We start from the raw sequence: 20,197 nt of genomic DNA, 5'->3' as shown, positions 1-20,197 counted from the left end.
AAATTTACTATTTACTGTTAGCGTAAATAAATCGTTTTTCAAATAAGGATAGAAATTATGAATCATAAAAAGATAGTCGTATTGGATGCGGATACTTTGCCCGGCCGGGTTTTTCATTTTGATTTTCCGCACGAGCTCGCGGTTTACGGTACGACCGGCGCGGATGAAACGGCAGAACGGGTGCGCGACGCACATATTGTCATTACCAATAAAGTGATGATTTCAGAGGATATTATTGCAGGCACGCCGCAGCTTGAATTGATTGCCGTCAGCGCGACCGGCGTGAACAATGTCGATATTGAGGCTGCGAAGGCGGCGGGCGTTGCGGTATGCAATGTCCGCGCATACGGAAACGAATCGGTTGCGGAACACGCCTTTATGCTGATGATTGCGTTGATGCGGAATTTGCCCGCCTATCAGCGTGATGTTGCGGCAGGATTATGGGAAAAATCGCCGTTTTTCTGCCATTACGGCGCGCCGATTCGGGATTTGAACGGCAAAACGCTGGCGGTTTTCGGACGCGGCAATATCGGGAGGACGCTGGCCGGATACGCGCAGGCATTCGGTATGGGGGTGGTGTTTGCCGAACACAAACACGCGCCCGACGTGCGCGAAGGCTATGTTTCCTTTGAAGATGCGGTACGGACTGCCGACGTGTTGTCGCTGCACTGTCCGCTGAACGCCCAAACTGAAAATATGATAGGCGAAAACGAATTGCGGCAGATGAAGCCCGGTGCGGTTTTGATTAATTGCGGGCGCGGCGGGCTGGTGGATGAAAACGCGCTGATTGCCGCACTCAAATACGGGCAGATCGGCGGAGCTGGTGTCGATGTTTTGACGGAGGAGCCGCCAAGGGGCGGCAATCCCTTGCTGAATGCACGCCTGCCCAATCTGATTGTTACGCCGCATACCGCGTGGGCGAGCCGCGAGGCTTTGGACAGGCTGTTTGATATATTGTTGGCGAACATTCACGCCTTTGTGAAAGGTGAGGCGCAAAACCGCGTGGTTTGAGCTTGTCGGGATGACGAAAAACAATGCCGTCTGAACGCCCAAAGGGTTCAGACGGCATTGTTTTTGATATTTCTACTTAACCGACTTTGTCGCCCGGTTGCGCGCCTGTATCCACATCCAAGAGCTTCAGTTTCCCGTCTGCCGTGGCGGCGGAGAGAATCATGCCTTCAGATACGCCGAATTTTGCCATTTTGCGCGGGGCGAAGTTGGCGACGGCAATGACCATGCGGCCGTTCAATTCGGCAGGATTTGGGTAAGACGCGGCGATGCCGGAGAAGATGATGCGTTTTTCAAAACCGAAATCGAGGTCGAATTTTAAGAGTTTGGTGCTGCCTTCGACGGCTTCGCAGTTCAATACTTTGGCAACGCGCATATCGATTTTCATAAAGTCGTCGAAACTCGCCTGTTCGGCGACTTTTTCGTATTTGCCCGCTTCAACGGGCGCGGATGCCGTCTGAATGCTTTGTTTGTTGGCTTCGATTAAATCGTCCACTTGTTTTTGTTCCACTCGTTGCATGAGATGTTCGTATTTGTTGATGGCGTGTTCGCCCAAGGTTACCCTTGTGTTCGTCCAAGTAATCGCGTCCAGATTGAGGAAACGCGCAGCGTTGGCGGCGGTTTGAGGCAATACGGGGGCGAGGTAGGCGGTCAGCATCGTAAAGGCGTTGATGAGTTCGCTGCATACTTCGTGCAGGCGTTCGTCTTGGCCTTCTTGTTTCGCCAGTTCCCACGGTTTGTTGGCATCGACGTATTCGTTCACAGCGTCTGCCAATGCCATGATGTCGCGCAGGGCGCGGGCGTATTCGCGGTTTTCATATTGCTCGGCTATGTTGTCGCTTTCGGCGGCGAGTTTTGCCAGCAATGCACTGCCTGAAACGTCTTTCAGACGGCCTTCAAAGCGTTTGGCGATGAAACCTGAAGCGCGGGCGGCGATGTTGACGTATTTGCCGACGAGGTCGCTGTTTACGCGGCTGATAAAGTCTTGCAGGTTCAAATCGATGTCTTCGATTTTGCTGTTGAGTTTGGCGGCGATGTAGTAGCGCATCCACTCGGGGTTCAGGCCTTGTTCCAGATAGGATTTGGCGGTGATAAACGTGCCGCGTGATTTGGACATTTTTTGTCCATCGACGGTCAAAAAGCCGTGTGCGTACACGCCGGTCGGAGCGCGGTGGCCGGAGAAATGCAGCATAGCGGGCCAGAACAGGGCGTGGAAATAGAGAATATCTTTGCCGATGAAGTGGTACATCTCGGTTTGGCTGTCGGCTTTGAAGTATTCGTCAAAATCGATGCCGATGCGGTCGCACAGATTTTTAAACGATGCCATGTAGCCGACGGGCGCATCCAGCCAAACGTAGAAATATTTGCCCGGCGCGTCGGGGATTTCAAAACCGAAATACGGCGCGTCGCGGGAAATGTCCCAGTCGGACAGCGTGGTTTCTTCGCCTTCGCCCAACCATTCTTTCATTTTGTTGAGGGCTTCGGCTTGCAGATGGGGCTTGCCGTCGTGCGGGTTGTTGCCGGAAGTCCAGGCTTTGAGGAAGTCGGCGCATTCGCCCAGTTTGAAGAAGAAGTGTTCGGATTCGCGCAATTCGGGTTTCGCGCCGGAAACGGCGGAATACGGGTTGATCAGTTCGGTCGGGGAATAGGTCGTGCCGCAGACTTCGCAGTTGTCGCCGTATTGGTCTTGGGCGTGGCATTTCGGGCATTCGCCTTTGACGAAGCGGTCAGGCAGGAACATTTGTTTTTCGGGGTCGAAAAGCTGCTCGATGACGCGGCTCTCAATCTTGCCGTTGGCTTTCAGCGCGCGGTAAATGTCTTGGGAAAACTGTTTGTTTTCAGGGGAATGGGTGCTGTAATAATTGTCGTAGCCGATGCCGAAACCGGTAAAGTCGGCGAGGTGCTCTTCGCGCACTTTGGCAATCATGTCTTCGGGCGCGATGCCTTGTTTTTGCGCGGCAAGCATCACGGGCGTGCCGTGGGTGTCGTCGGCGCAGCAGTAGTGGCATTCGTGGCCGCGCAGTTTTTGGAAGCGCACCCAAACGTCGGTTTGGATGTGTTCGACCATGTGGCCGAGGTGGATGCTGCCGTTGGCATAGGGCAGCGCGGAGGTAACTAAGATTTTGCGTGTCATATTGTGCTTTGCAAACAATGGGTAAAGGCGGATTATACCGCAAATCAAACGGGGAAATGCCGTCTGAAGCCTGAAAAATCGGGCTTCAGACGGCATTTTTGCAAAACGGCGGGCGTTATTCGACGGTTACGGATTTCGCCAGATTGCGCGGCTTGTCCACATCCGTGCCGCGTGCGAGGGCGGTGTGGTAGGCGAGGAGCTGCACGGGGACGGTATGCACGACGGGGGACAATTCGCCGACGTGGCGCGGCGCGCGGATGACGTGCACGCCTTCGGTGGCATTAAAATTGCTGTCGAGGTCGGCAAAGACGAAAAGTTCGCCGCCGCGCGCGCCGACTTCCTGCATATTGGCTTTGACTTTGTCCAGCAGGCTGTCGTTGGGCGCGATGACGACGACGGGCATATTTTCGTCCACTAAAGCAAGCGGCCCGTGCTTCAATTCGCCGGCAGGATAGGCTTCTGCGTGGATGTAGGTGATTTCCTTCAGCTTCAACGCTCCTTCAAGGGCAATCGGGTAATGGATGCCGCGCCCCAAAAACAGTGCACTGGTTTTCTTGGCAAACTGTTGCGCCCAGGCGGCAATTTGCGGTTCGAGGTTCAAAGCGTGCTGCACGCTGCCAGGAAGCTGGCGGAGTTCTTCGGTGTAACGTGCTTCATCTTCGCCGGATACCAAGCCGCGTACCTTCGCCAGCGTTACCGCTAAACCGAACAGTGCAACCAGTTGCGTGGTAAACGCCTTGGTCGAGGCGACGCCGATTTCCGCACCGGCACGGGTATAAAGCACGAGGCTGCTTTCGCGTGGCAGGGCGGATTCCATCACGTTGCAGATGGAGAGGCTGTGGCGGTGTCCCAAGGATTTGGCGTATTTCAAAGCCTCCATCGTGTCCAGCGTTTCGCCGGATTGGGAAATGGTAATGACCAGTTGGTCGGGGTCGGCAATCACGCTGCGGTACCGGTATTCGCTGGCGATTTCGACATCGGACGGGATTTTGGCGATGGATTCCAACCAATATTTGGCGGTCAGCGCGGCGTAATAGGACGTGCCGCAGGCAAGGATTTTGACGCTGCGGATGCTTTCAAACACGCTTTTGGCGTTTTTGCCGAAGTTTTCGGGGATGAAGCCGCCGTCGAGGAAAACCTCCGCCGTATCCGCAATCGCGCGGGGCTGCTCGTGGATTTCCTTTTGCATAAAGTGGCTGTACGGGCCCAGTTCCAAAGAGGCGAGCGAGAGTTCGGATACCTTGACTTTGCGTTCGGCGGACAGGCCGTTTTTATCGGTCAGCCTTTTGATGCCGTCTGAAGCCAGCAGCGCGATGTCGCCGTCTTCGAGGTACGCCACGCGGCGCGTAAAGGCGATGACGGCGGATACGTCCGAAGCGATAAAGGTTTCATCGTCGCCTAAAGCGACCAAAAGCGGGCAGCCCATACGCGCCACGACCATCTCGTCCGGGTTGTCCTGAGCCATGACGGCAATCGCATATGCGCCGTGGAAACGGGCGGATGCGGATTGCACGGCTTCAAACAGCCTGCCGCCGTTTTGCGCGTATTCGTGATTGATGCTGTGTGCGATGACCTCGGTATCTGTTTGAGATTCAAAACGGTATCCCAAACCTTCCAAACGTTCGCGTTCGCTTTCAAAGTTTTCGATGATGCCGTTGTGTACGACGGCAATCATACCGCCGCTGATGTGCGGGTGGGCGTTCGGCTCGGTAACGCCGCCGTGTGTCGCCCAACGCGTATGTCCGATGCCGATGCTGCCTGCTATTCCTTTTTCACGGGCCGCGTCTTCCATCAACTGAACCCGGCCGACACGGCGCACGCGCTTGATGTTGCCGTCGGTATTGACGGCAATGCCTGATGAATCATAACCCCGGTATTCGAGGCGTTTGAGGCCGTCGGTCAGAAAATCGACGACGTTGTGATGGGCGCGGATGGCGCCGACGATACCGCACATGACTGTTCCTTAGTATCCGGTTGAAAAAAAAACAGGCGCGGACGGCTCCCGTGCCGCACCTTCCGCTTCGGATTATAAACCGCCTCTCGTGTCGGAAAACAGCAAAATGCCGTCTGAAGGCTTGGGCTTGCTCAAAAAAAGGAGGGATTTCCCTGTTTATCTGGGATGGGTGTTCAGACGGCATTACCTGCCGTCGGTTTATAGTTTTTGCAAATCAATATTGACAAGCTGAAAAAAAAAAACAATATACTCGCCAGGTCTTAATATTAACGGAGTATGGAAATGAAACAAATGCTTTTGGCCGTCGGCGTGGCGGCGGTGTTGGCGGGCTGCGGTAAGGATGCCGGCGGTTACGAGGGTTATTGGCGCGAAAAGTCGGACAAAAAAGAGGGTATGATTGCCATCAAAAAAGAAAAAGGCAATTATTTCCTTAATAAAATCCACGTGGTTACAGGCGAGGAAGAGTCTTTGCTTTTGTCTGAAAAAGACGGCGCGCTTTCGATAAACACAGGGATAGGGGAAATCCCGATCAAACTTTCCGACGACGGGAAAGAGCTGTATGTTGAACGCAGGCAGTATGTGAAAACCGATGCGGCGATGAAGGACAAAATCATCGTCCATCAGAAAAAGTGCGGACAAACGATACAGGCATACCTCGACGCACGAAAGGCGTTGCCGTCAAACCAAACGTATCAGCAGCGTCAGGCGGCGATCGAACAATTGAAACGGCGGTTTGAAGCCGAGTTTGACGAATTGGAAAAAGAAATCAAATGCAACGGCAGACCCTCGGCATTGTTGCTTTAGCAGAGGACAACCGGGAGGATGCCGCCGTCCGAATCGGATGTGCGGTTTCCGTACCGGTACGGGCGGGCGGGAATGTCCGCTTTTTTTTGTTCGGACGCGTTTGAATACCCGTTTGATTCCGACCATTTGCAAGGGGTATTTCCGTTCGGGCGGAAATCCATTCCGCCAAATATAGTGGATTAACAAAAATCAGGACAAGGCGACGAAGCCGAATAGTACGGCAAGGCGAGGCAACGCCGTACTGGTTTTGTTAATCCACTATAAAAAAGGCGTTTTGTCCGACCGGCCGACTTGTGCCTGCGGTATCTCAAAACCTCACCTTAATGCGCCCGATTGGCCGTGATGGGCTTCAGACGGCATTGTTTTGCCGGTTTACGGCCGGTATTCGGGCTTCATGCCGTTGGGTAGAAGCTGCCAGACGTACCCCGTGGTTTTCTGTTTTCCGGCAAGTTCCCCTGCTTCGTCGCCGTAACCCCAGAAATAATCCACGCGCACCGCGCCTTTAATCGCGCTGCCGGTATCCTGCGCCATAATCAGGCGGTTGAGGGCTTTGCGGGTAATCGGGTGGGCGGTAGCGACAAATAAGGGCGCGCCCAAGGTAATGTAGTGCCGGTCGACTGCGCCGGCATATTCCCCCATCAACGGAGTGCCCAGTGCGCCGACGGGGCCGTCATTGCTGCTTCCGGCAAGCTCGCGGAAAAAGACATAGCTGGGGTTCTGCCCCAAAACTTCGGCGAGGCGTTGCGGGTTTTGCCGCATATAAGATTTAATGCCCTGCATGGAGGTTTGCCCGAGTTTGAGGTAACCCTTATCCGCCATGTATTTTCCGATGGAAACATAGGGATGCTCGTTTTTGTCGGCATAGCCGATGCGGATGTATTTGCCAGACGGAGTTTTCAGACGGCCTGAGCCTTGTATGTGCATGAAAAAAAGTTCGACGGGGTCTTCGGCATAGCCGAGGATGGGGGCTTTGCCATCAAGCGCGCCGCCGTTGATTTGGTTGCGCGTGTGGTAAGGGAGGAAGCGGCTTCCTTCAAACCTGCCCTTGATTGCCGTTGTGCGCGCGGTGATGGGGAATTGGGAGAGGTCGGCGGTATGTGTGCCGCCGGTATTGTCGATTGTGCCGCTGTTTTTTCCCGTCTGCCTGATGCGGACAAGGTTTTTTCCGCTCCTCAAACCTGCAGGCAGCGGGACGGAAATAAAATCATTGGGAATGCCGTAAATAGGGAAGCGGGCTTGGGCCGTCCGCCTGTCATCTCCTTGCAGTACCGGTTCGTAATAGCCGGTAACCGTGCCGGCAAGGCTTCCGTTGCCTGCAACCTGCCAAGGGGTGAAATAGCGTTCAAAAAAGTATTTTGCCGGCAAATGTTGCACGGGGGTTTGAAAGGCTTGGGCACACACATCCTGCCAGCCTTGGCGGTTTTTCAAATTTGAGCAGCCAAGCCTGAAAGACTGCAGGCTCTGGGTAAAGTTTTGCGCGCTCCAGTGCGGCAGGCTGTCGTGAGGAACCGCCGTGTAAACCGCCCCTCCGCCCGAAACTGCCGTACCGGCGGGAAAAGGGGTACCCGCAGGGCGGTCGGGGCCTTGAATAACGGATGTATCGGGAATCGGGAGGGTTTGGATGCTTTTGCTTTGACAGGCGGCAAGAATGGCGGCAACTATGCCGAACAGCGCCGTTTGAAACAGGTGTTTTTTCATAATGGGGCAATACCGTTGAAATCCTTGAATCGGATTTTCAAGAGACTGATTTTTTAAAGGTTTGAAAAAGGAGATTTTAACACAGCCCTGAAGTTTTCCGACGGTGGGGTAGTTTGAAAAAAATAGGGCAAAATAGTTTGTATTCTTATTTACAAGTCATATAAATGTCCTGATAATATACCGTCCATTTACTTATAAACTGATACTTATGCTGGTTGCTTTTCTAATTATGTTGCGCGAGGGTATCGAAGCTGCACTCATCGTCGGTATCGTTGCAGGTTTTTTGAAGCAGTCCGGACATTCCAAGCTGATGCCTAAGGTCTGGTTCGGGGTTGTTCTTGCTTCTTTGATGTGTTTGGGCATCGGATACGGCATCCATTCGGCAACGGGCGAGATTCCCCAGAAGCAGCAGGAGTTCGTCGTCGGCATTATCGGTTTGGTTGCTGTCGCGATGCTGACTTATATGATTTTATGGATGAAAAAGGCGGCGCGTTCGATGAAGCAGCAGCTTCAGGATTCTGTGCAGGCGGCTTTGAACCGTGGCAGCGGCCAAGGATGGGCCTTGGTCGGTATGGCGTTTCTTGCTGTGGCGCGCGAAGGTCTGGAGAGTGTTTTTTTCCTGCTTGCCGTATTCAAACAGAGCCCGACGTGGCAGATGCCGGCCGGCGCGGTAGCGGGGGTTTTGGCTGCCGCCGTTATCGGAGCGTTGATTTATCAGGGCGGGATGCGCCTGAATTTGGCGAAGTTTTTCCGTTGGACGGGGGCGTTTCTGATTGTTGTTGCCGCCGGCCTGCTTGCCGGTTCGCTGCGCGCTCTGCACGAAGCAGGTATTTGGAACTCGCTTCAGGACATTGTGTTCGACTCATCAAAATATTTGCACGAAGACAGTCCGTTAGGTGTGCTGCTCGGCGGATTTTTCGGTTATACCGACCATCCGACGCAGGGCGAGGCCTTGGTTTGGCTGCTGTACCTTATTCCCGTCATGACTTGGTTTTTACGCGGCAGCAGGCCGTCTGAAACTTTAACCCGTAAAGAGGAACTGAAATGAGAAAACTCAATTTGACCGCATTGTCCGTTATGCTTGCCTTAGGTTTGACCGCATGCCAGCCGCCGGAGGCAGAGAAAGCTGCGCCGGCAGCGTCCGGTGAGGCGCAAGCCGCCAACGAGGGCGGTTCGGTCAGTATCGCCGTCAACGACAACGCTTGCGAACCAATGGAGCTGACCGTACCGAGCGGACAGGTTGTGTTCAATATTAAAAACAACAGCGGCCGCAAGCTCGAATGGGAAATCCTGAAAGGTGTGATGGTGGTGGACGAGCGCGAAAACATCGCCCCCGGACTTTCCGACAAAATGACCGTAACCCTGTTGCCGGGCGAATACGAAATGACTTGCGGCCTTTTGACCAATCCGCGCGGCAAGCTGGTGGTTACCGACAGCGGCTTTAAAGACACCGCCAATGAAGCGGATTTGGAAAAACTGTCCCAACCGCTCGCCGACTATAAAGCCTACGTTCAAGGCGAGGTTAAAGAGCTGGTGGCGAAAACCAAAACCTTTACCGAAGCCGTCAAAGCAGGCGACATTGAAAAGGCGAAATCCCTGTTTGCCGCCACCCGCGTCCACTACGAACGCATCGAACCGATTGCTGAGCTTTTCAGCGAACTCGACCCCGTCATCGATGCGCGTGAAGACGACTTCAAAGACGGTGCGAAAGATGCCGGATTTACCGGCTTCCACCGTATCGAACACGCCCTTTGGGTAGAAAAAGACGTGTCCGGTGTGAAGGAAACCGCAGCCAAACTGATGACCGATGTCGAAGCCCTGCAAAAAGAAATCGACGCATTGGCGTTCCCTCCGGGCAAAGTGGTCGGCGGCGCGTCCGAACTGATTGAAGAAGTGGCGGGCAGTAAAATCAGCGGCGAAGAAGACCGGTACAGCCACACCGATTTGAGCGACTTCCAAGCCAATGTGGATGGATCTAAAAAAATCGTCGATTTGTTCCGTCCGCTGATTGAGGCCAAAAACAAAGCCTTGTTGGAAAAAACCGATACCAACTTCAAACAGGTCAACGAAATTCTGGCGAAATACCGAACTAAAGACGGTTTTGAAACCTACGACAAGCTGAGCGAGGCAGACCGCAAAGCGTTACAGGCACCCGTCAACGCGCTTGCCGAAGACCTTGCCCAACTTCGCGGCATACTCGGCTTGAAATAAGCCGCAAGCGTTCAGACGGCATTTGGCGACAGATGCCGTCTGAAATTTTATCTGCAAAACCGGAAAGGTATTGAAAAAGGCGGAGGTTTCCGTTCCCCGCGTTCCGCCGTATCGGATACAGAGTTTAAACAAAGGATAAAACATGAGTACGAACAACCCGACACAACCGACCAGGCGCACTCTCTTTAAAACTGCGATCGCAGCCGGAGCAGTCGGCGCAATCGGAGGTTATCTCGGCGGTAAAAAACAGGGCAAAATCGCCGAACGCACCGCCGAAAGCCAACATTCGCCCCAAGCTTATCCCTGCTACGGCGAACATCAGGCAGGCATCGTTACGCCGCAGCAGGCATTTTCGATTATGTGCGCCTTCGACGTAACCGCGCAAAGTGCCAAGCAGCTGGAAAATCTGTTCCGCACGCTGACCGCCCGCATCGAGTTTCTCACCCAAGGCGGCGAATACCAAGACGGCGACGACAAACTTCCGCCCGCCGGCAGCGGCATTTTGGGCAAAGCCTTCAACCCAGACGGATTGACCGTTACCGTGGGGGTGGGCAGCAGCCTGTTTGACGGCCGATTCGGACTCAAAGACAAAAAACCGGTTCATTTGCAGGAAATGCGCGACTTCTCCAACGATAAGCTGCAAAAAAGCTGGTGCGACGGCGATTTGAGCCTGCAAATCTGCGCCTTTACCCCCGAAACCTGCCAAGCTGCCCTGCGCGACATCATCAAACACACCGCCCAAACCGCCGTTATCCGCTGGAGTATCGACGGATGGCAGCCTAAATCCGAACCCGGCGCAATGGCGGCGCGCAACCTGTTGGGCTTCCGCGACGGCACGGGCAACCCCAAGGTTTCCGATCCTAAAACCGCCGACGAGGTTTTGTGGACGGGTGTGGCCGCCAACAGCCTTGACGAACCGGAGTGGGCGAAAAACGGCAGCTATCAGGCAGTCCGCCTTATCCGCCACTTTGTCGAGTTTTGGGACAGGACGCCGCTTCAAGAGCAAACCGACATTTTCGGGCGGCGCAAATACAGCGGCGCGCCGATGGACGGCAAAAAAGAAGCCGACCAACCGGATTTTGCCAAAGACCCCGAGGGTAATACCACGCCCAAAGACAGCCATATGCGCCTGGCGAATCCGCGCGATCCCGAATTCCTCAAAAAACACCGCCTCTTCCGCCGCGCCTACAACTATTCGCGCGGACTCGCCTCAAGCGGACAGCTTGATGTCGGGCTGGTGTTCATCTGCTATCAGGCAAACCTTGCCGACGGATTCATCTTCGTGCAAAACCTCCTTAACGGCGAACCGCTGGAGGAATACATCAGCCCCTTCGGCGGCGGCTATTTCTTCGTCTTGCCCGGCGTGGAAAAAGGCGGCTTCTTGGGGCAAGGGCTGCTGGGCGTATAAACTTGCCTGACGGATAAATGCCGTCTGAATCCGACAAGGGGTTCAGACGGCATTTTACTGTTTGGGCGGTCAGGCTTTTTTGACGAATTCGGATTTTAAATTCATCGCGCTGCCGTCGATTTTGCAGCCGATGTTGTGATCGCCTTCCTGCAGGCGTATGCCTTTGACTTTCGTACCTTGTTTGATCACCATCGAGCTGCCTTTTACCTTGAGGTCTTTGATGAGGATGACGGTGTCGCCGTTTTGCAGCGCCGCGCCGTTGGCATCGAGCACTTGAGCCGCAAGGTCGGCGGCGGATTCGGTTTCATTCCATTCGTGGGTGCATTCGGGGCAGATGTATTGTCCGCCGTCTTCATAGGTGTATTCGGAGGCGCATTGCGGGCATGGGGGTAATGACATGGTTTGCCGTCCTTATCTGATATCGGAGGGGTTTGATGCTGTCTGAAACCTGAAACCGGTTTCAGACGGCATGGCTTTATTGTTTGTCTTTTTCCGGCCTTACCCAGCCTTCGATGACGGTTTGGCGGGCGCGGGCGAGGGCGAGTTTGCCGTCTTCGACGTTGCGGGTAATCGCGCTGCCTGCACCTGTGGTTACTTTGTTGCCCAGTGTGACAGGGGCAACCAGTACGCAGTTTGAACCGATGCGCACTTCGTCGCCGATGACGGTTTTGTGTTTGTGCACGCCGTCGTAGTTGGCAATAATCGTACCTGCGCCGAAGTTGGTTTTGCTGCCGACTTCGGCATCGCCGATGTAGGTGAGGTGGTTGGCTTTGGTGCCGTTGCCGATGGCGGCGTTTTTGACTTCGACGAAGTTGCCGATGTGTACGTCGTCTGAAAGGCGGGCTTGCGGACGCAGGCGGGCGTAGGGGCCGATTCGGTTGTTTTCGCCGACTTCGCAACCTTCAAAATGGGAGAATGGGGCGATTTTGGTGTTGGCACCGATTTTGGCGTTTTTGATCACGCAGTGGGCACCGATTTCGACGTTGTCGCCGAGTTCGACGTCGCCTTCGATGACGACGTTGACGTCAATCACGACATCTTGTCCGTGTTTCAGACGGCCGCGTAAATCGAAACGTGCCGGATCACGCAGGGTTACGCCTGCTTTGAGCAATTCTTGCGCCTGTCCGGTTTGGAAGATGCGTTCGAGTTCGGCGAGCTGGCGTTTGTTGTTCACGCCGGCGGCGAGGTGGGAGGCGCGGACTTGGACGGGATGAACTTTAATACCGTCGGCAACGGCTTTGGCGATGAGGTCGGTCAGGTAGTATTCGCCTTGGGCATTGTTGCTGGAAAGGCTGTTCAACCAAGTTTCGAGTTTGGCATTGGGCAGAACCAAAATGCCGGTATTGATTTCTTTCACGGCTTTTTGGGCGACACTTGCGTCTTTTTCTTCGACGATGGCGGTTACGCTGCCGTTGCTGTCGCGGATGATGCGCCCCAAGCCTGCCGGGTCGTCGGGCACGTCGGTCAACAGGCCGACTTCGTCGCCTGCGGCTTCGAGCAGGGTTTCGAGGGTGGCTGCGTCAATCAGGGGGACGTCGCCGTACAACACCAGCGTGCGGCCTTCGGCAGACAGGTGCGGCAGGGCGGTTTTGACGGCGTGGCCGGTGCCGAGCTGTTCGGTTTGTTCGACCCAGACGACATCGCGTTTGACGGTGTCCAAGACTTGCTCTTTGCCGTGGCCGATGACGACGCAGATGTTTTGCGGATTCAGCGCGGCGGCGGTGTCGATAACGCGCCCGAGCATTGTTTCGCCGCCGATTTCGTGCAAAACCTTGGGCTTTTGCGAATACATGCGTGTGCCTTTACCTGCGGCGAGGATAACGATGTTTAAAGTGTTGTGCGGCATAGCGTTTTCCTGTGCAATGCCGTCTGAAGCGGCTTCAGACGGCATAGGTTGGGTTTATCGGTTTTGAAACTTTGGCTTTTGCCAGTGTTGGCGATGCTCTTCGTCGGCGTTGTTGCCGGTTTGGTTGGGCAACACGGCATGGCGTTCGGGGCGGTATTGGTTGTAGTTCATATTTTTCGAGTAGCTGCCGTCTTGGTAATAAACAGGTGTACCGGCAGGATATTTTTGACGGACGGCGGTTTTGCCGTTTTCGTTCCGGTAGGTTTCCCATGAGCAGCCTGACAGTACGGCGGCGGCAGTCATCAGAATAAGGAAGGTTTTACGCATGGCTTTTCTTTCGTATTTTCGGGGTTTAGAGGGTATTGTAATGAGTTTGGCGGTGTTCTGACAAAGTTTCTGCATACCGAGCCAGTTGCGCCATATCGCGTGCGCAGGCATCGATAAAGGGCAGATTGTGCACTTTTGCGCCGAACCAGACGGTTTTCATGCCCAATGCTTTTGCCTGATGCAGGTTGTCCGCGCTGTCGTCCACCATAATGCAGCATTCGGGCGGTACGTCCAATAGGCGGCAGACATTGAGATACGCTTGCGGATTGGGTTTGTAGAGCAGCCCGAAATCATCCGTGCCGAACAGTGCGTCGAAACGGTTTTCCAAACCGAGTGCGCCGACAACGGCGCGAACGTAAAACGACGGGCCGTTGGAAAAAACCGCCTTGCGCCCGTTCAGACGGCATAGGGTGTTTTCCGTATCCGCCATACCGTGCAGCCTGGTCAGGATTGCATCGATCGGATGGCTTTCGCGCAAAAATTCCGCAATGTCGATTTCGGGGTGGTGGATTTGCAGTCCGGCGAGCGTTGCGCCGTAGCGGTGCCAATAGTCTTGACGCAGGTCGGACGCGGCGGATTCGGATAGTTTGAGGCGGCGTGCCATATAGCGTGTCATGGCGCGGTTGATGAGTGTGAAGATGCCTGAGTCGGCATCGTGCAGCGTGTTGTCGAGGTCGAACAGCCACACGGTCGGATTTTCTTGCATTTTGAACCGTGAAAATTTGTTAGAATGTTATTTTACAGCGAATAGAGGAGGACTCGGAATGAAACAGAAAATTTGGCTGCTGCCGCTGCTGGCGGTTTCGGCATACCTGCAGGCGCAGACGGAAGTCAGGCTGGCGGTGCATAAGTCGTTCAGCCTGCCCAAAGGGCTGATTGCGCGCTTCGAGCGGGCAAACGATGCGAAGGTGTCGATTATTCAGGCGGGCGGCGCGAACGAAATGCTCAACAAACTGATTTTGAGCCGCGCCAACCCGATTGCCGATGCGGTGTACGGCTTGGACAACGCCAATATCGGCAAGGCGCGGGAAATGGGCATTTTGGCGGCGGCGCAACCCGGATCCGCCCCCGTCGCGGTCGGGCTGCCTTCGGCTTTGGCGGTTGATTACGGCTATGTGTCCATCAATTACGACAAAAAATGGTTTGAAGGCAAAAAGCTGCCCCTGCCGCAAACCCTGCAGGATTTGACCCGCCCCGAATATAAAAATCTATTGGTCGTGCCGTCCCCCGCCACGTCGTCCCCCGGCTTGGGCTTCCTGATGGCGAACATCAGCGGGATGGGTGAAGAAGGTGCGTTCAAATGGTGGGCACAGATGCGGCAGAACGGCGTGAAGGTCGCCAAAGGCTGGAGCGAGGCGTATTACACCGACTTTTCGCACAACGGCGGCGCGTATCCGCTGGTGGTCGGCTATGCCGCCAGCCCGGCGGCGGAAGTGTATTTTTCCAAAGGCAAATACAGCGAGCCGCCGACGGGCAACCTGTTTTTGAAAGGCGGCGTATTCCGTCAGGTCGAAGGCGCGGCGGTCTTGAAGGGCGCGAAACAGCCGAAGCTGGCGGCAAAACTGGTGCAATGGCTGCAAAGTCGGGAAGTGCAGCAGGCGGTTCCGTCCGAAATGTGGGTTTACCCCGCCGTCAAAAACACGCGCCTGCCCGATGTGTTCCGTTTTGCACAAGCACCGACGTACACCACCGCACCCGCGCAGCGCGATATTGATGCGAACCAGCGCGGATGGGTTTCCCGTTGGATCAGGACGGTTTTGAAATAAAACAAACATACCGCCCCGTAGGGCTTCAGACGGCATTTTTACACCGGTGCCGATTCCGCCGCACGGGGCGGATGTTCGATCGAGAGGAAAAACAATGGACTTCAAACAATTTGATTTTTTACACCTGATGAGTGTTTCCGGCTGGGAGCATCTGGCTGAAAAGGCGTGGGCGTTCGGGCTGAACCTTGCCGCCGCGCTGCTTATTTTCCTGATTGGGAAATGGGCGGCGAAACGCATTGTCGCCGTAATGAGGGCGGCGATGACGCGCGCCAAGGTCGATGCCACGCTGATTAGTTTTTTGTGTAATGTTGCCAATATCGGCTTATTGATTTTGGTGATTATTGCCGCATTGGGTCGGTTGGGCGTTTCCACAACATCCGTAACCGCCTTAATCGGCGGCGCGGGTTTGGCGGTGGCGTTGTCCCTGAAAGACCAACTGTCCAACTTTGCCGCCGGCGCGCTGATTATCCTGTTCCGCCCGTTCAAAGTCGGCGATTTTATCCGCGTCGGCGGTTTTGAAGGGTTTGTCCGGGAAATCAAAATGGTGCAGACTTCTTTGCGGACGACCGACAACGAAGAAGTCGTGCTGCCCAACAGCGTGGTGATGGGCAACAGCATCGTCAACCGTTCCACACTGCCGCTGTGCCGCGCCCAAGTGGTTGTCGGCGTCGATTACAACTGCGATTTGAAAGTGGCGAAAGAGGCGGTGTTGAAAGCCGCTGCCGAACACCCCCTGAGCATTCAAAACGAAGAGCGGCAGCCCGCTGCCTACATCACCGCCTTGTGCGACAATGCCATCGAAATCACACTGTGGGCTTGGGCAAACGAAGCAGACCGCTGGACGCTGCAATGCGACTTGAACGAACAAGTGGTCGAAAACCTCCGCAAAGTCAATATCAACATCCCGTTCCCGCAACGCGATATACACATCATCAATTCTTAAACGCCGTCTGAAAGGGGAGTGGGAAATGGACGCATTGCACACCATCGCCCGAAACCTGACGAAAAAACGTCAAACCGTAAGCTGTGCCGAATCCTGCACGGGCGGAATGCTTGCCGCCGCATTCACAAGCGTTGCAGGCAGTTCGCAATGGTTCGACCAGAGTTTTGTAACATACAGCAACAAAGCCAAAGAAGACCGCTTGGGCGTGTTGCCCGAAACCCTGCTCGAACACGGCGCGGTCAGCCGCCAAACCGTCTATGAGATGGCGCGCGGCGCGAAAGCCGTGGCGCAGGCGGATTACGCCGTCGGTATTTCCGGCATCGCCGGTCCGGGCGGCGGCAGCGAAAGCAAACCTGTCGGCACGGTTTGGTTCGGGTTTGCCTTTCCGGGCGGAAGTTGCGAAGCAATGCGCCGTTTTGACGGCAACCGCGAATCCGTCCGCGCGCAGGCGGTCGCCTTCGCGTTGGAACAGTTGGCGGGGCTGGTAGAAAGCGGCGGCGATGCCGTCTGAACAAAATCCCCATCGGATAAAAAATGCCGTCTGAAACGTTTCGGGTTTCAGACGGCATTTTGTCGGGTTAGGCGGCGGTGCGGATTATTTCACTTTGCCTTTCAATGCGCCGTAGCCTGCCGCGTCCATTTGTTCCAGCGGGATGAATTTCAGGCTCGCGCCGTTGATGCAGTAGCGCAGCCCGCCTTTGTCGCGCGGACCGTCGGGGAAGACGTGTCCCAAGTGCGAATCGGCGGCGCGGCTTCTGACTTCGGTGCGGCGCATATTGAAGCTGAAATCATCGTGTTCGGTAACGGATTTTGCATCAATCGGGCGCGTGAAGCTCGGCCAGCCGCAGCCGGAATCGAATTTGTCGGCGGAGCTGAACAGGGGTTCGCCGCTGACAACGTCCACATAAATGCCGGGTTTGAACAGATGGTCGTATTCGTGGCTGAAGGCGTATTCGGTCGCGCTGTGTTGGGTAACTTGGTATTGCTCTTCGGTCAGGGTGCGTTTGAGTTCGGCGGCACTTGGTTTTTTATACGTTGCCGCGTCGAAACCTTTGCCTTGCGGGGCGGCTTTGGTTTTGCCCGGCAGCGGTTCGTCGGCTTTGCGGATGTCGATGTGGCAGTAGCCGTTGGGGTTTTTAATCAGGTAGTCCTGATGGTATTCCTCGGCATCGTAGAAGTTTTTCAGCGGCTCGTTTTCAACAACGAGGGGAAGTTTGTATTTTTGCTGCTCGCGTTTGAGGGCGGCGGTGATGACGGCTTTTTCGGCAGGGTCGGTGTAGTACACGCCGCTGCGGTATTGCGTGCCGGTGTCGTTGCCTTGTTTGTTGAGGCTGGTCGGATCGACGACGCGGAAATAGTATTGCAGGATGTCGTCGAGGCTGAGTTTGTCGGCATCGTAGGTAACTTTGACGGTTTCGGCGTGACCCGTATGGCGGTAGGACACGTCTTCGTAGCTCGGATTTTTCGTTTTGCCGTTGGCGTAGCCAGATACCGCGTCAACCACGCCGTCTATGCGTTGGAAATAGGCTTCCAAGCCCCAGAAGCAGCCGCCTGCGAGGTAAATGGTGCGCGTATTCATGATTGCTGAATCCTTTTTCTGTGTGTCGGGTTTGTAGAACGAATTTTTCAGACGGCCCAAATCGGCATTCGGGTCGCGGATTAACGCCAATGCCTGCGCTTCGTTGATGCTGCCTTTGACGATGCGCTGCACGTCGCCGTCTTTACCGATTAACGCCCACGAGGGGTAAACGCCGATATTCAGGCTTTGGGCGATCGTGCCGCCGTTGTCGGTAACGACGGGCAGCTTGGGATAGTTCAAACCGGCATACCATTTTTGGAAGTCACCGTCTTTTTTCTCGTGCAAAAAGCCCGGGGAGGCGACGGTAATCAGGTTGGCGGAGCTGAATTTTGCATCCTGCGCCCATTTTTCGGTCTGCCCCAGTTCGGACAAACACAAAGGACACCAGCTCGCCCAGAATTTAATCAGCGTCGGTTTGCCTTTTTGCAAATAAACGTCTGCGGGGCGGTTGTCCGCGGTTTTTAATGTGGACAAAGTGTGCGGCACGGTCGCGGCTTCGGCATCGGCAATTTTGGGCGAACATGCGCCCAGCGCAAGCAGGCAGCCGAACTTGGCGCAAAGGGAAAAGAAAGTACGGTGTTTCATTTTGATGTTTCCTGTGTGGACGGTTTGTATGATTAGACGTTTGAGATGCCGAAACCTTACAGCCCGGATTTTCAGACAACCTTGCCGCGTAAAATACGCTACAATACGCCCTATTTCAAGTTTCTAAAATTAAAAGGAAAATTCAATGTTCAGCTTCTTCCGTCGCAAGAAAAAACAGGAAACGCCCGCCCAAGGAGAAACCCGCATTCAGGAAACCGCCGCCGAAGCCGCAGGACGCGCCGAAACCGCTGTTTCGCAAATGATTGAAACGGTTTGGGAAAACACCGCCGAAAAAGCGGAAGAGCTGACGGCGGCAGACGCGATGCCGTCTGAAGCGGTTGAAGCTGCTGAAGAAGTGGCAGAACAGGCTGAAGCGGCTGAAAAAGTAGCGGAACACCTTGAATCCGCAAAAGAAGCGGTTGTTGAAACCGTCAGCGAAACCGTTGAGCAAGTTCAAGAAACCGCCGCCGAAATGCCGTCTGAAGCTGCTGAAGAAGTGGCAGAACAGGCTGAAGCAGTCAAAGAAGAAGCTGCTGAGGCAGTTAGCGGAGCTGCCGAGCAGATTCAAGAAGCCGTTGCCGAAATGCCGTCTGAAGTGGTTGAAGCTGCTGAAGAAGCAGCGGAACACCTTGAATCCGCAAAAGAAGCCGTTGTTGAAACCGTCAGCGAAGCTGCCGAGCAAGTTCAAGAAACCGTTGCGGAAGCCGTTGCGACAACTGAAGAACACAAGCTCAGTTGGGCGGCGCGTTTGAAACAGGGTTTGACCAAATCGCGCGACAAAATGGCGAAATCGCTGGCGGGCGTGTTCGGCGGCGGACAAATCGACGAGGATTTGTACGAAGAGCTGGAAACCGTGCTGATTACCGGTGATATGGGCATGGAAGCCACCGAATACCTGATGAAAGACGTGCGCGACCGCGTCAGCCTCAAAGGTCTCAAAGACGGCAACGAATTGCACGGCGCATTGAAAGAAGCCTTGTACGACCTGATTAAGCCCTTGGAAAAACCGCTGGTCTTGCCCGAAACCAAAGAGCCTTTCGTGATTATGCTTGCCGGTATCAACGGCGCGGGCAAAACCACGTCTATCGGCAAACTCGCCAAATATTTCCAAGCGCAGGGTAAATCCGTATTGCTGGCGGCAGGCGATACTTTCCGTGCCGCCGCGCGTGAGCAGCTTCAAGCTTGGGGCGAGCGCAACAACGTAACCGTCATTTCGCAAACCACGGGCGATTCCGCCGCCGTCTGTTTCGATGCCGTCCAAGCCGCCAAAGCGCGCGGCATCGACATTGTGCTTGCCGACACCGCCGGCCGCCTGCCCACGCAGCTTCACTTGATGGAAGAAATCAAAAAAGTGAAGCGTGTGTTGCAAAAAGCCATGCCCGACGCGCCGCACGAAATCATCGTCGTGCTTGATGCCAACATCGGGCAAAACGCCGTCAACCAAGTCAAAGCCTTTGACGACGCATTGGGGCTGACGGGGCTTATCGTTACCAAACTCGACGGCACGGCAAAAGGCGGCATCCTCGCCGCGCTTGCCTCCGACCGTCCAGTTCCCGTCCGCTACATCGGCGTGGGCGAGGGTATAGACGATTTGCGTCCGTTTGACGCACGCGCGTTTGTGGACGCACTGCTGGATTGAGCCGAAATGCCGTCTGAAAACGGCAGACCGATGCCGTCATTCCCGCGCAGGCGGGAATCCAGTGTGTTCGGTTTCAGTTGTTTTTGGGTTTTGGGTAATTTCCAAATCGTCATTCCCACGAAAGTGGGAATCCAGACCTGTCAGCACGGAAACTTATCGGGTAAAAAGGTTTCTCCAGTCCCGAGTCCTAGATTCCCACTTTCGTGGGAATGACGGAATGTAGGTTCGTAGGAATGACGGTTTAGGTATTTTTATAGAAAGCCGTAGCAACTGTATTTTTCACCCCGTCGGGCAA

The 20,197-nt window shown here is 54.8% G+C and carries 17 protein-coding genes; 9 read left to right on the top strand and 8 right to left on the bottom strand.

Going from position 1 to position 20,197, the window contains the following annotated elements; genetic code table 11:
• Nucleotides 1-57 precede the first annotated feature (57 nt).
• Nucleotides 58-1,011 (top strand): D-2-hydroxyacid dehydrogenase, encoded by a 954-nt coding sequence (locus Q9J32_RS04975; protein WP_301882809.1) that lies wholly within the window; start codon nt 58-60, stop codon nt 1,009-1,011.
• A gap of 76 nt (nt 1,012-1,087) precedes the next feature.
• On the opposite strand, the gene metG is transcribed toward Q9J32_RS04975, so the two are convergent.
• Together metG and glmS are read right to left on the bottom strand one after the other, a co-directional pair.
• Nucleotides 1,088-3,142 (bottom strand): methionine--tRNA ligase, encoded by a 2,055-nt coding sequence (gene metG, locus Q9J32_RS04970; protein WP_301882806.1) that lies wholly within the window; start codon nt 3,140-3,142, stop codon nt 1,088-1,090.
• Nucleotides 3,143-3,257: 115 nt separating this feature from the next.
• Entirely contained in the window at nt 3,258-5,096 is a 1,839-nt protein-coding gene (glmS, locus tag Q9J32_RS04965; protein ID WP_301882803.1) for a glutamine--fructose-6-phosphate transaminase (isomerizing), read from the bottom strand.
• A gap of 282 nt (nt 5,097-5,378) precedes the next feature.
• Here glmS and Q9J32_RS04960 point away from each other — a divergent pair, with 282 nt between their 5' ends.
• Nucleotides 5,379-5,900: a hypothetical protein gene (locus Q9J32_RS04960; protein ID WP_301883330.1), complete on the top strand. Its 522-nt coding sequence runs from the start codon at nt 5,379-5,381 to the stop codon at nt 5,898-5,900.
• Nucleotides 5,901-6,272: 372 nt separating this feature from the next.
• Here the strand turns inward: Q9J32_RS04960 and mltA are convergent, their stop codons facing one another.
• Nucleotides 6,273-7,598, bottom strand: a complete 1,326-nt coding sequence (mltA, locus tag Q9J32_RS04955; RefSeq protein ID WP_301883328.1) for a murein transglycosylase A — start codon at nt 7,596-7,598, stop codon at nt 6,273-6,275.
• 208 nt (nt 7,599-7,806) lie between these two features.
• Here mltA and efeU point away from each other — a divergent pair, with 208 nt between their 5' ends.
• From efeU to efeB, 3 genes are all read left to right on the top strand, one after another.
• On the top strand, nt 7,807-8,646 hold the full coding sequence (gene efeU / locus Q9J32_RS04950; protein WP_301883325.1) for an iron uptake transporter permease EfeU: 840 nt from the start codon (nt 7,807-7,809) through the stop codon (nt 8,644-8,646).
• Complete coding sequence (gene efeO / locus Q9J32_RS04945) at nt 8,643-9,809, top strand: iron uptake system protein EfeO (protein ID WP_301883323.1); 1,167 nt, start codon at nt 8,643-8,645, stop codon at nt 9,807-9,809. The genes efeU and efeO overlap by 4 nt, the downstream gene beginning before the upstream one ends.
• Before the next feature lie 142 nt (nt 9,810-9,951).
• Nucleotides 9,952-11,217 (top strand): iron uptake transporter deferrochelatase/peroxidase subunit, encoded by a 1,266-nt coding sequence (efeB, locus tag Q9J32_RS04940; protein ID WP_301883321.1) that lies wholly within the window; start codon nt 9,952-9,954, stop codon nt 11,215-11,217.
• A gap of 69 nt (nt 11,218-11,286) precedes the next feature.
• On the opposite strand, the gene Q9J32_RS04935 is transcribed toward efeB, so the two are convergent.
• The 4 genes from Q9J32_RS04935 to Q9J32_RS04920 all read right to left on the bottom strand — a co-directional run bounded on the left by Q9J32_RS04935 (nt 11,287) and on the right by Q9J32_RS04920 (nt 14,096).
• The gene (locus Q9J32_RS04935) at nt 11,287-11,616 is read right to left on the bottom strand and encodes a zinc ribbon domain-containing protein YjdM (protein WP_301883320.1); all 330 of its coding nucleotides are present in this window, start codon (nt 11,614-11,616) and stop codon (nt 11,287-11,289) included.
• Nucleotides 11,617-11,692: 76 nt separating this feature from the next.
• Nucleotides 11,693-13,063 (bottom strand): bifunctional UDP-N-acetylglucosamine diphosphorylase/glucosamine-1-phosphate N-acetyltransferase GlmU, encoded by a 1,371-nt coding sequence (glmU, locus tag Q9J32_RS04930; protein WP_301883332.1) that lies wholly within the window; start codon nt 13,061-13,063, stop codon nt 11,693-11,695.
• A 54-nt stretch (nt 13,064-13,117) separates the two neighbouring features.
• On the bottom strand, nt 13,118-13,390 hold the full coding sequence (locus tag Q9J32_RS04925; RefSeq protein WP_301883318.1) for a spore cortex protein: 273 nt from the start codon (nt 13,388-13,390) through the stop codon (nt 13,118-13,120).
• A gap of 25 nt (nt 13,391-13,415) precedes the next feature.
• Nucleotides 13,416-14,096 carry a pyrimidine 5'-nucleotidase gene (locus Q9J32_RS04920; RefSeq protein ID WP_301883316.1) on the bottom strand — a complete coding sequence of 227 codons (681 nt, stop codon included), beginning with the start codon at nt 14,094-14,096 and terminating at the stop codon, nt 13,416-13,418.
• Nucleotides 14,097-14,154: 58 nt separating this feature from the next.
• Here Q9J32_RS04920 and Q9J32_RS04915 point away from each other — a divergent pair, with 58 nt between their 5' ends.
• From Q9J32_RS04915 to Q9J32_RS04905, 3 genes are all read left to right on the top strand, one after another.
• A complete protein-coding gene (locus Q9J32_RS04915) occupies nt 14,155-15,156 on the top strand; it encodes a thiamine ABC transporter substrate-binding protein (protein WP_118793060.1) in 1,002 nt (333 codons plus the stop codon).
• Nucleotides 15,157-15,250: 94 nt separating this feature from the next.
• Nucleotides 15,251-16,099 (top strand): mechanosensitive ion channel family protein, encoded by an 849-nt coding sequence (locus Q9J32_RS04910; protein WP_301883314.1) that lies wholly within the window; start codon nt 15,251-15,253, stop codon nt 16,097-16,099.
• A gap of 25 nt (nt 16,100-16,124) precedes the next feature.
• On the top strand, nt 16,125-16,610 hold the full coding sequence (locus Q9J32_RS04905; RefSeq protein WP_301883312.1) for a CinA family protein: 486 nt from the start codon (nt 16,125-16,127) through the stop codon (nt 16,608-16,610).
• Nucleotides 16,611-16,694: 84 nt separating this feature from the next.
• Here Q9J32_RS04905 and msrAB read toward each other — a convergent pair whose 3' ends face one another.
• Nucleotides 16,695-18,263 carry a bifunctional peptide-methionine (S)-S-oxide reductase MsrA/peptide-methionine (R)-S-oxide reductase MsrB gene (gene msrAB, locus Q9J32_RS04900; RefSeq protein WP_301883309.1) on the bottom strand — a complete coding sequence of 523 codons (1,569 nt, stop codon included), beginning with the start codon at nt 18,261-18,263 and terminating at the stop codon, nt 16,695-16,697.
• Nucleotides 18,264-18,585: 322 nt separating this feature from the next.
• On the opposite strand from msrAB, the gene ftsY reads away from it, so the two are divergent.
• Complete coding sequence (ftsY, locus tag Q9J32_RS04895) at nt 18,586-19,902, top strand: signal recognition particle-docking protein FtsY (RefSeq protein WP_373321621.1); 1,317 nt, start codon at nt 18,586-18,588, stop codon at nt 19,900-19,902.
• The last annotated feature ends 295 nt before the right edge of the window (nt 19,903-20,197 follow it).

The sequence above is a fragment of the Neisseria uirgultaei genome, from assembly GCF_962719845.1.
GTDB lineage: Bacteria > Pseudomonadota > Gammaproteobacteria > Burkholderiales > Neisseriaceae > Neisseria > Neisseria bergeri.
The sequence above is the reverse complement of the archived record's forward strand: the minus strand, read 5'-3'. Positions and strand labels throughout refer to the sequence as shown.

What these genes read in the sequence shown, in the direction of transcription:
- Q9J32_RS04975 (WP_301882809.1), top strand. Translation starts at nt 58, where the DNA reads ATGAATCATAAAAAGATAGTCGTATTGGATGCGGATACTTTGCCCGGC.
- metG (WP_301882806.1), bottom strand. Translation starts at nt 3,142, where the DNA reads ATGACACGCAAAATCTTAGTTACCTCCGCGCTGCCCTATGCCAACGGC.
- glmS (WP_301882803.1), bottom strand. Translation starts at nt 5,096, where the DNA reads ATGTGCGGTATCGTCGGCGCCATCCGCGCCCATCACAACGTCGTCGAT.
- Q9J32_RS04960 (WP_301883330.1), top strand. Translation starts at nt 5,379, where the DNA reads ATGAAACAAATGCTTTTGGCCGTCGGCGTGGCGGCGGTGTTGGCGGGC.
- mltA (WP_301883328.1), bottom strand. Translation starts at nt 7,598, where the DNA reads ATGAAAAAACACCTGTTTCAAACGGCGCTGTTCGGCATAGTTGCCGCC.
- efeU (WP_301883325.1), top strand. Translation starts at nt 7,807, where the DNA reads ATGCTGGTTGCTTTTCTAATTATGTTGCGCGAGGGTATCGAAGCTGCA.
- efeO (WP_301883323.1), top strand. Translation starts at nt 8,643, where the DNA reads ATGAGAAAACTCAATTTGACCGCATTGTCCGTTATGCTTGCCTTAGGT.
- efeB (WP_301883321.1), top strand. Translation starts at nt 9,952, where the DNA reads ATGAGTACGAACAACCCGACACAACCGACCAGGCGCACTCTCTTTAAA.
- Q9J32_RS04935 (WP_301883320.1), bottom strand. Translation starts at nt 11,616, where the DNA reads ATGTCATTACCCCCATGCCCGCAATGCGCCTCCGAATACACCTATGAA.
- glmU (WP_301883332.1), bottom strand. Translation starts at nt 13,063, where the DNA reads ATGCCGCACAACACTTTAAACATCGTTATCCTCGCCGCAGGTAAAGGC.
- Q9J32_RS04925 (WP_301883318.1), bottom strand. Translation starts at nt 13,390, where the DNA reads ATGCGTAAAACCTTCCTTATTCTGATGACTGCCGCCGCCGTACTGTCA.
- Q9J32_RS04920 (WP_301883316.1), bottom strand. Translation starts at nt 14,096, where the DNA reads ATGCAAGAAAATCCGACCGTGTGGCTGTTCGACCTCGACAACACGCTG.
- Q9J32_RS04915 (WP_118793060.1), top strand. Translation starts at nt 14,155, where the DNA reads ATGAAACAGAAAATTTGGCTGCTGCCGCTGCTGGCGGTTTCGGCATAC.
- Q9J32_RS04910 (WP_301883314.1), top strand. Translation starts at nt 15,251, where the DNA reads ATGGACTTCAAACAATTTGATTTTTTACACCTGATGAGTGTTTCCGGC.
- Q9J32_RS04905 (WP_301883312.1), top strand. Translation starts at nt 16,125, where the DNA reads ATGGACGCATTGCACACCATCGCCCGAAACCTGACGAAAAAACGTCAA.
- msrAB (WP_301883309.1), bottom strand. Translation starts at nt 18,263, where the DNA reads ATGAAACACCGTACTTTCTTTTCCCTTTGCGCCAAGTTCGGCTGCCTG.
- ftsY (WP_373321621.1), top strand. Translation starts at nt 18,586, where the DNA reads ATGCCGTCTGAAGCGGTTGAAGCTGCTGAAGAAGTGGCAGAACAGGCT.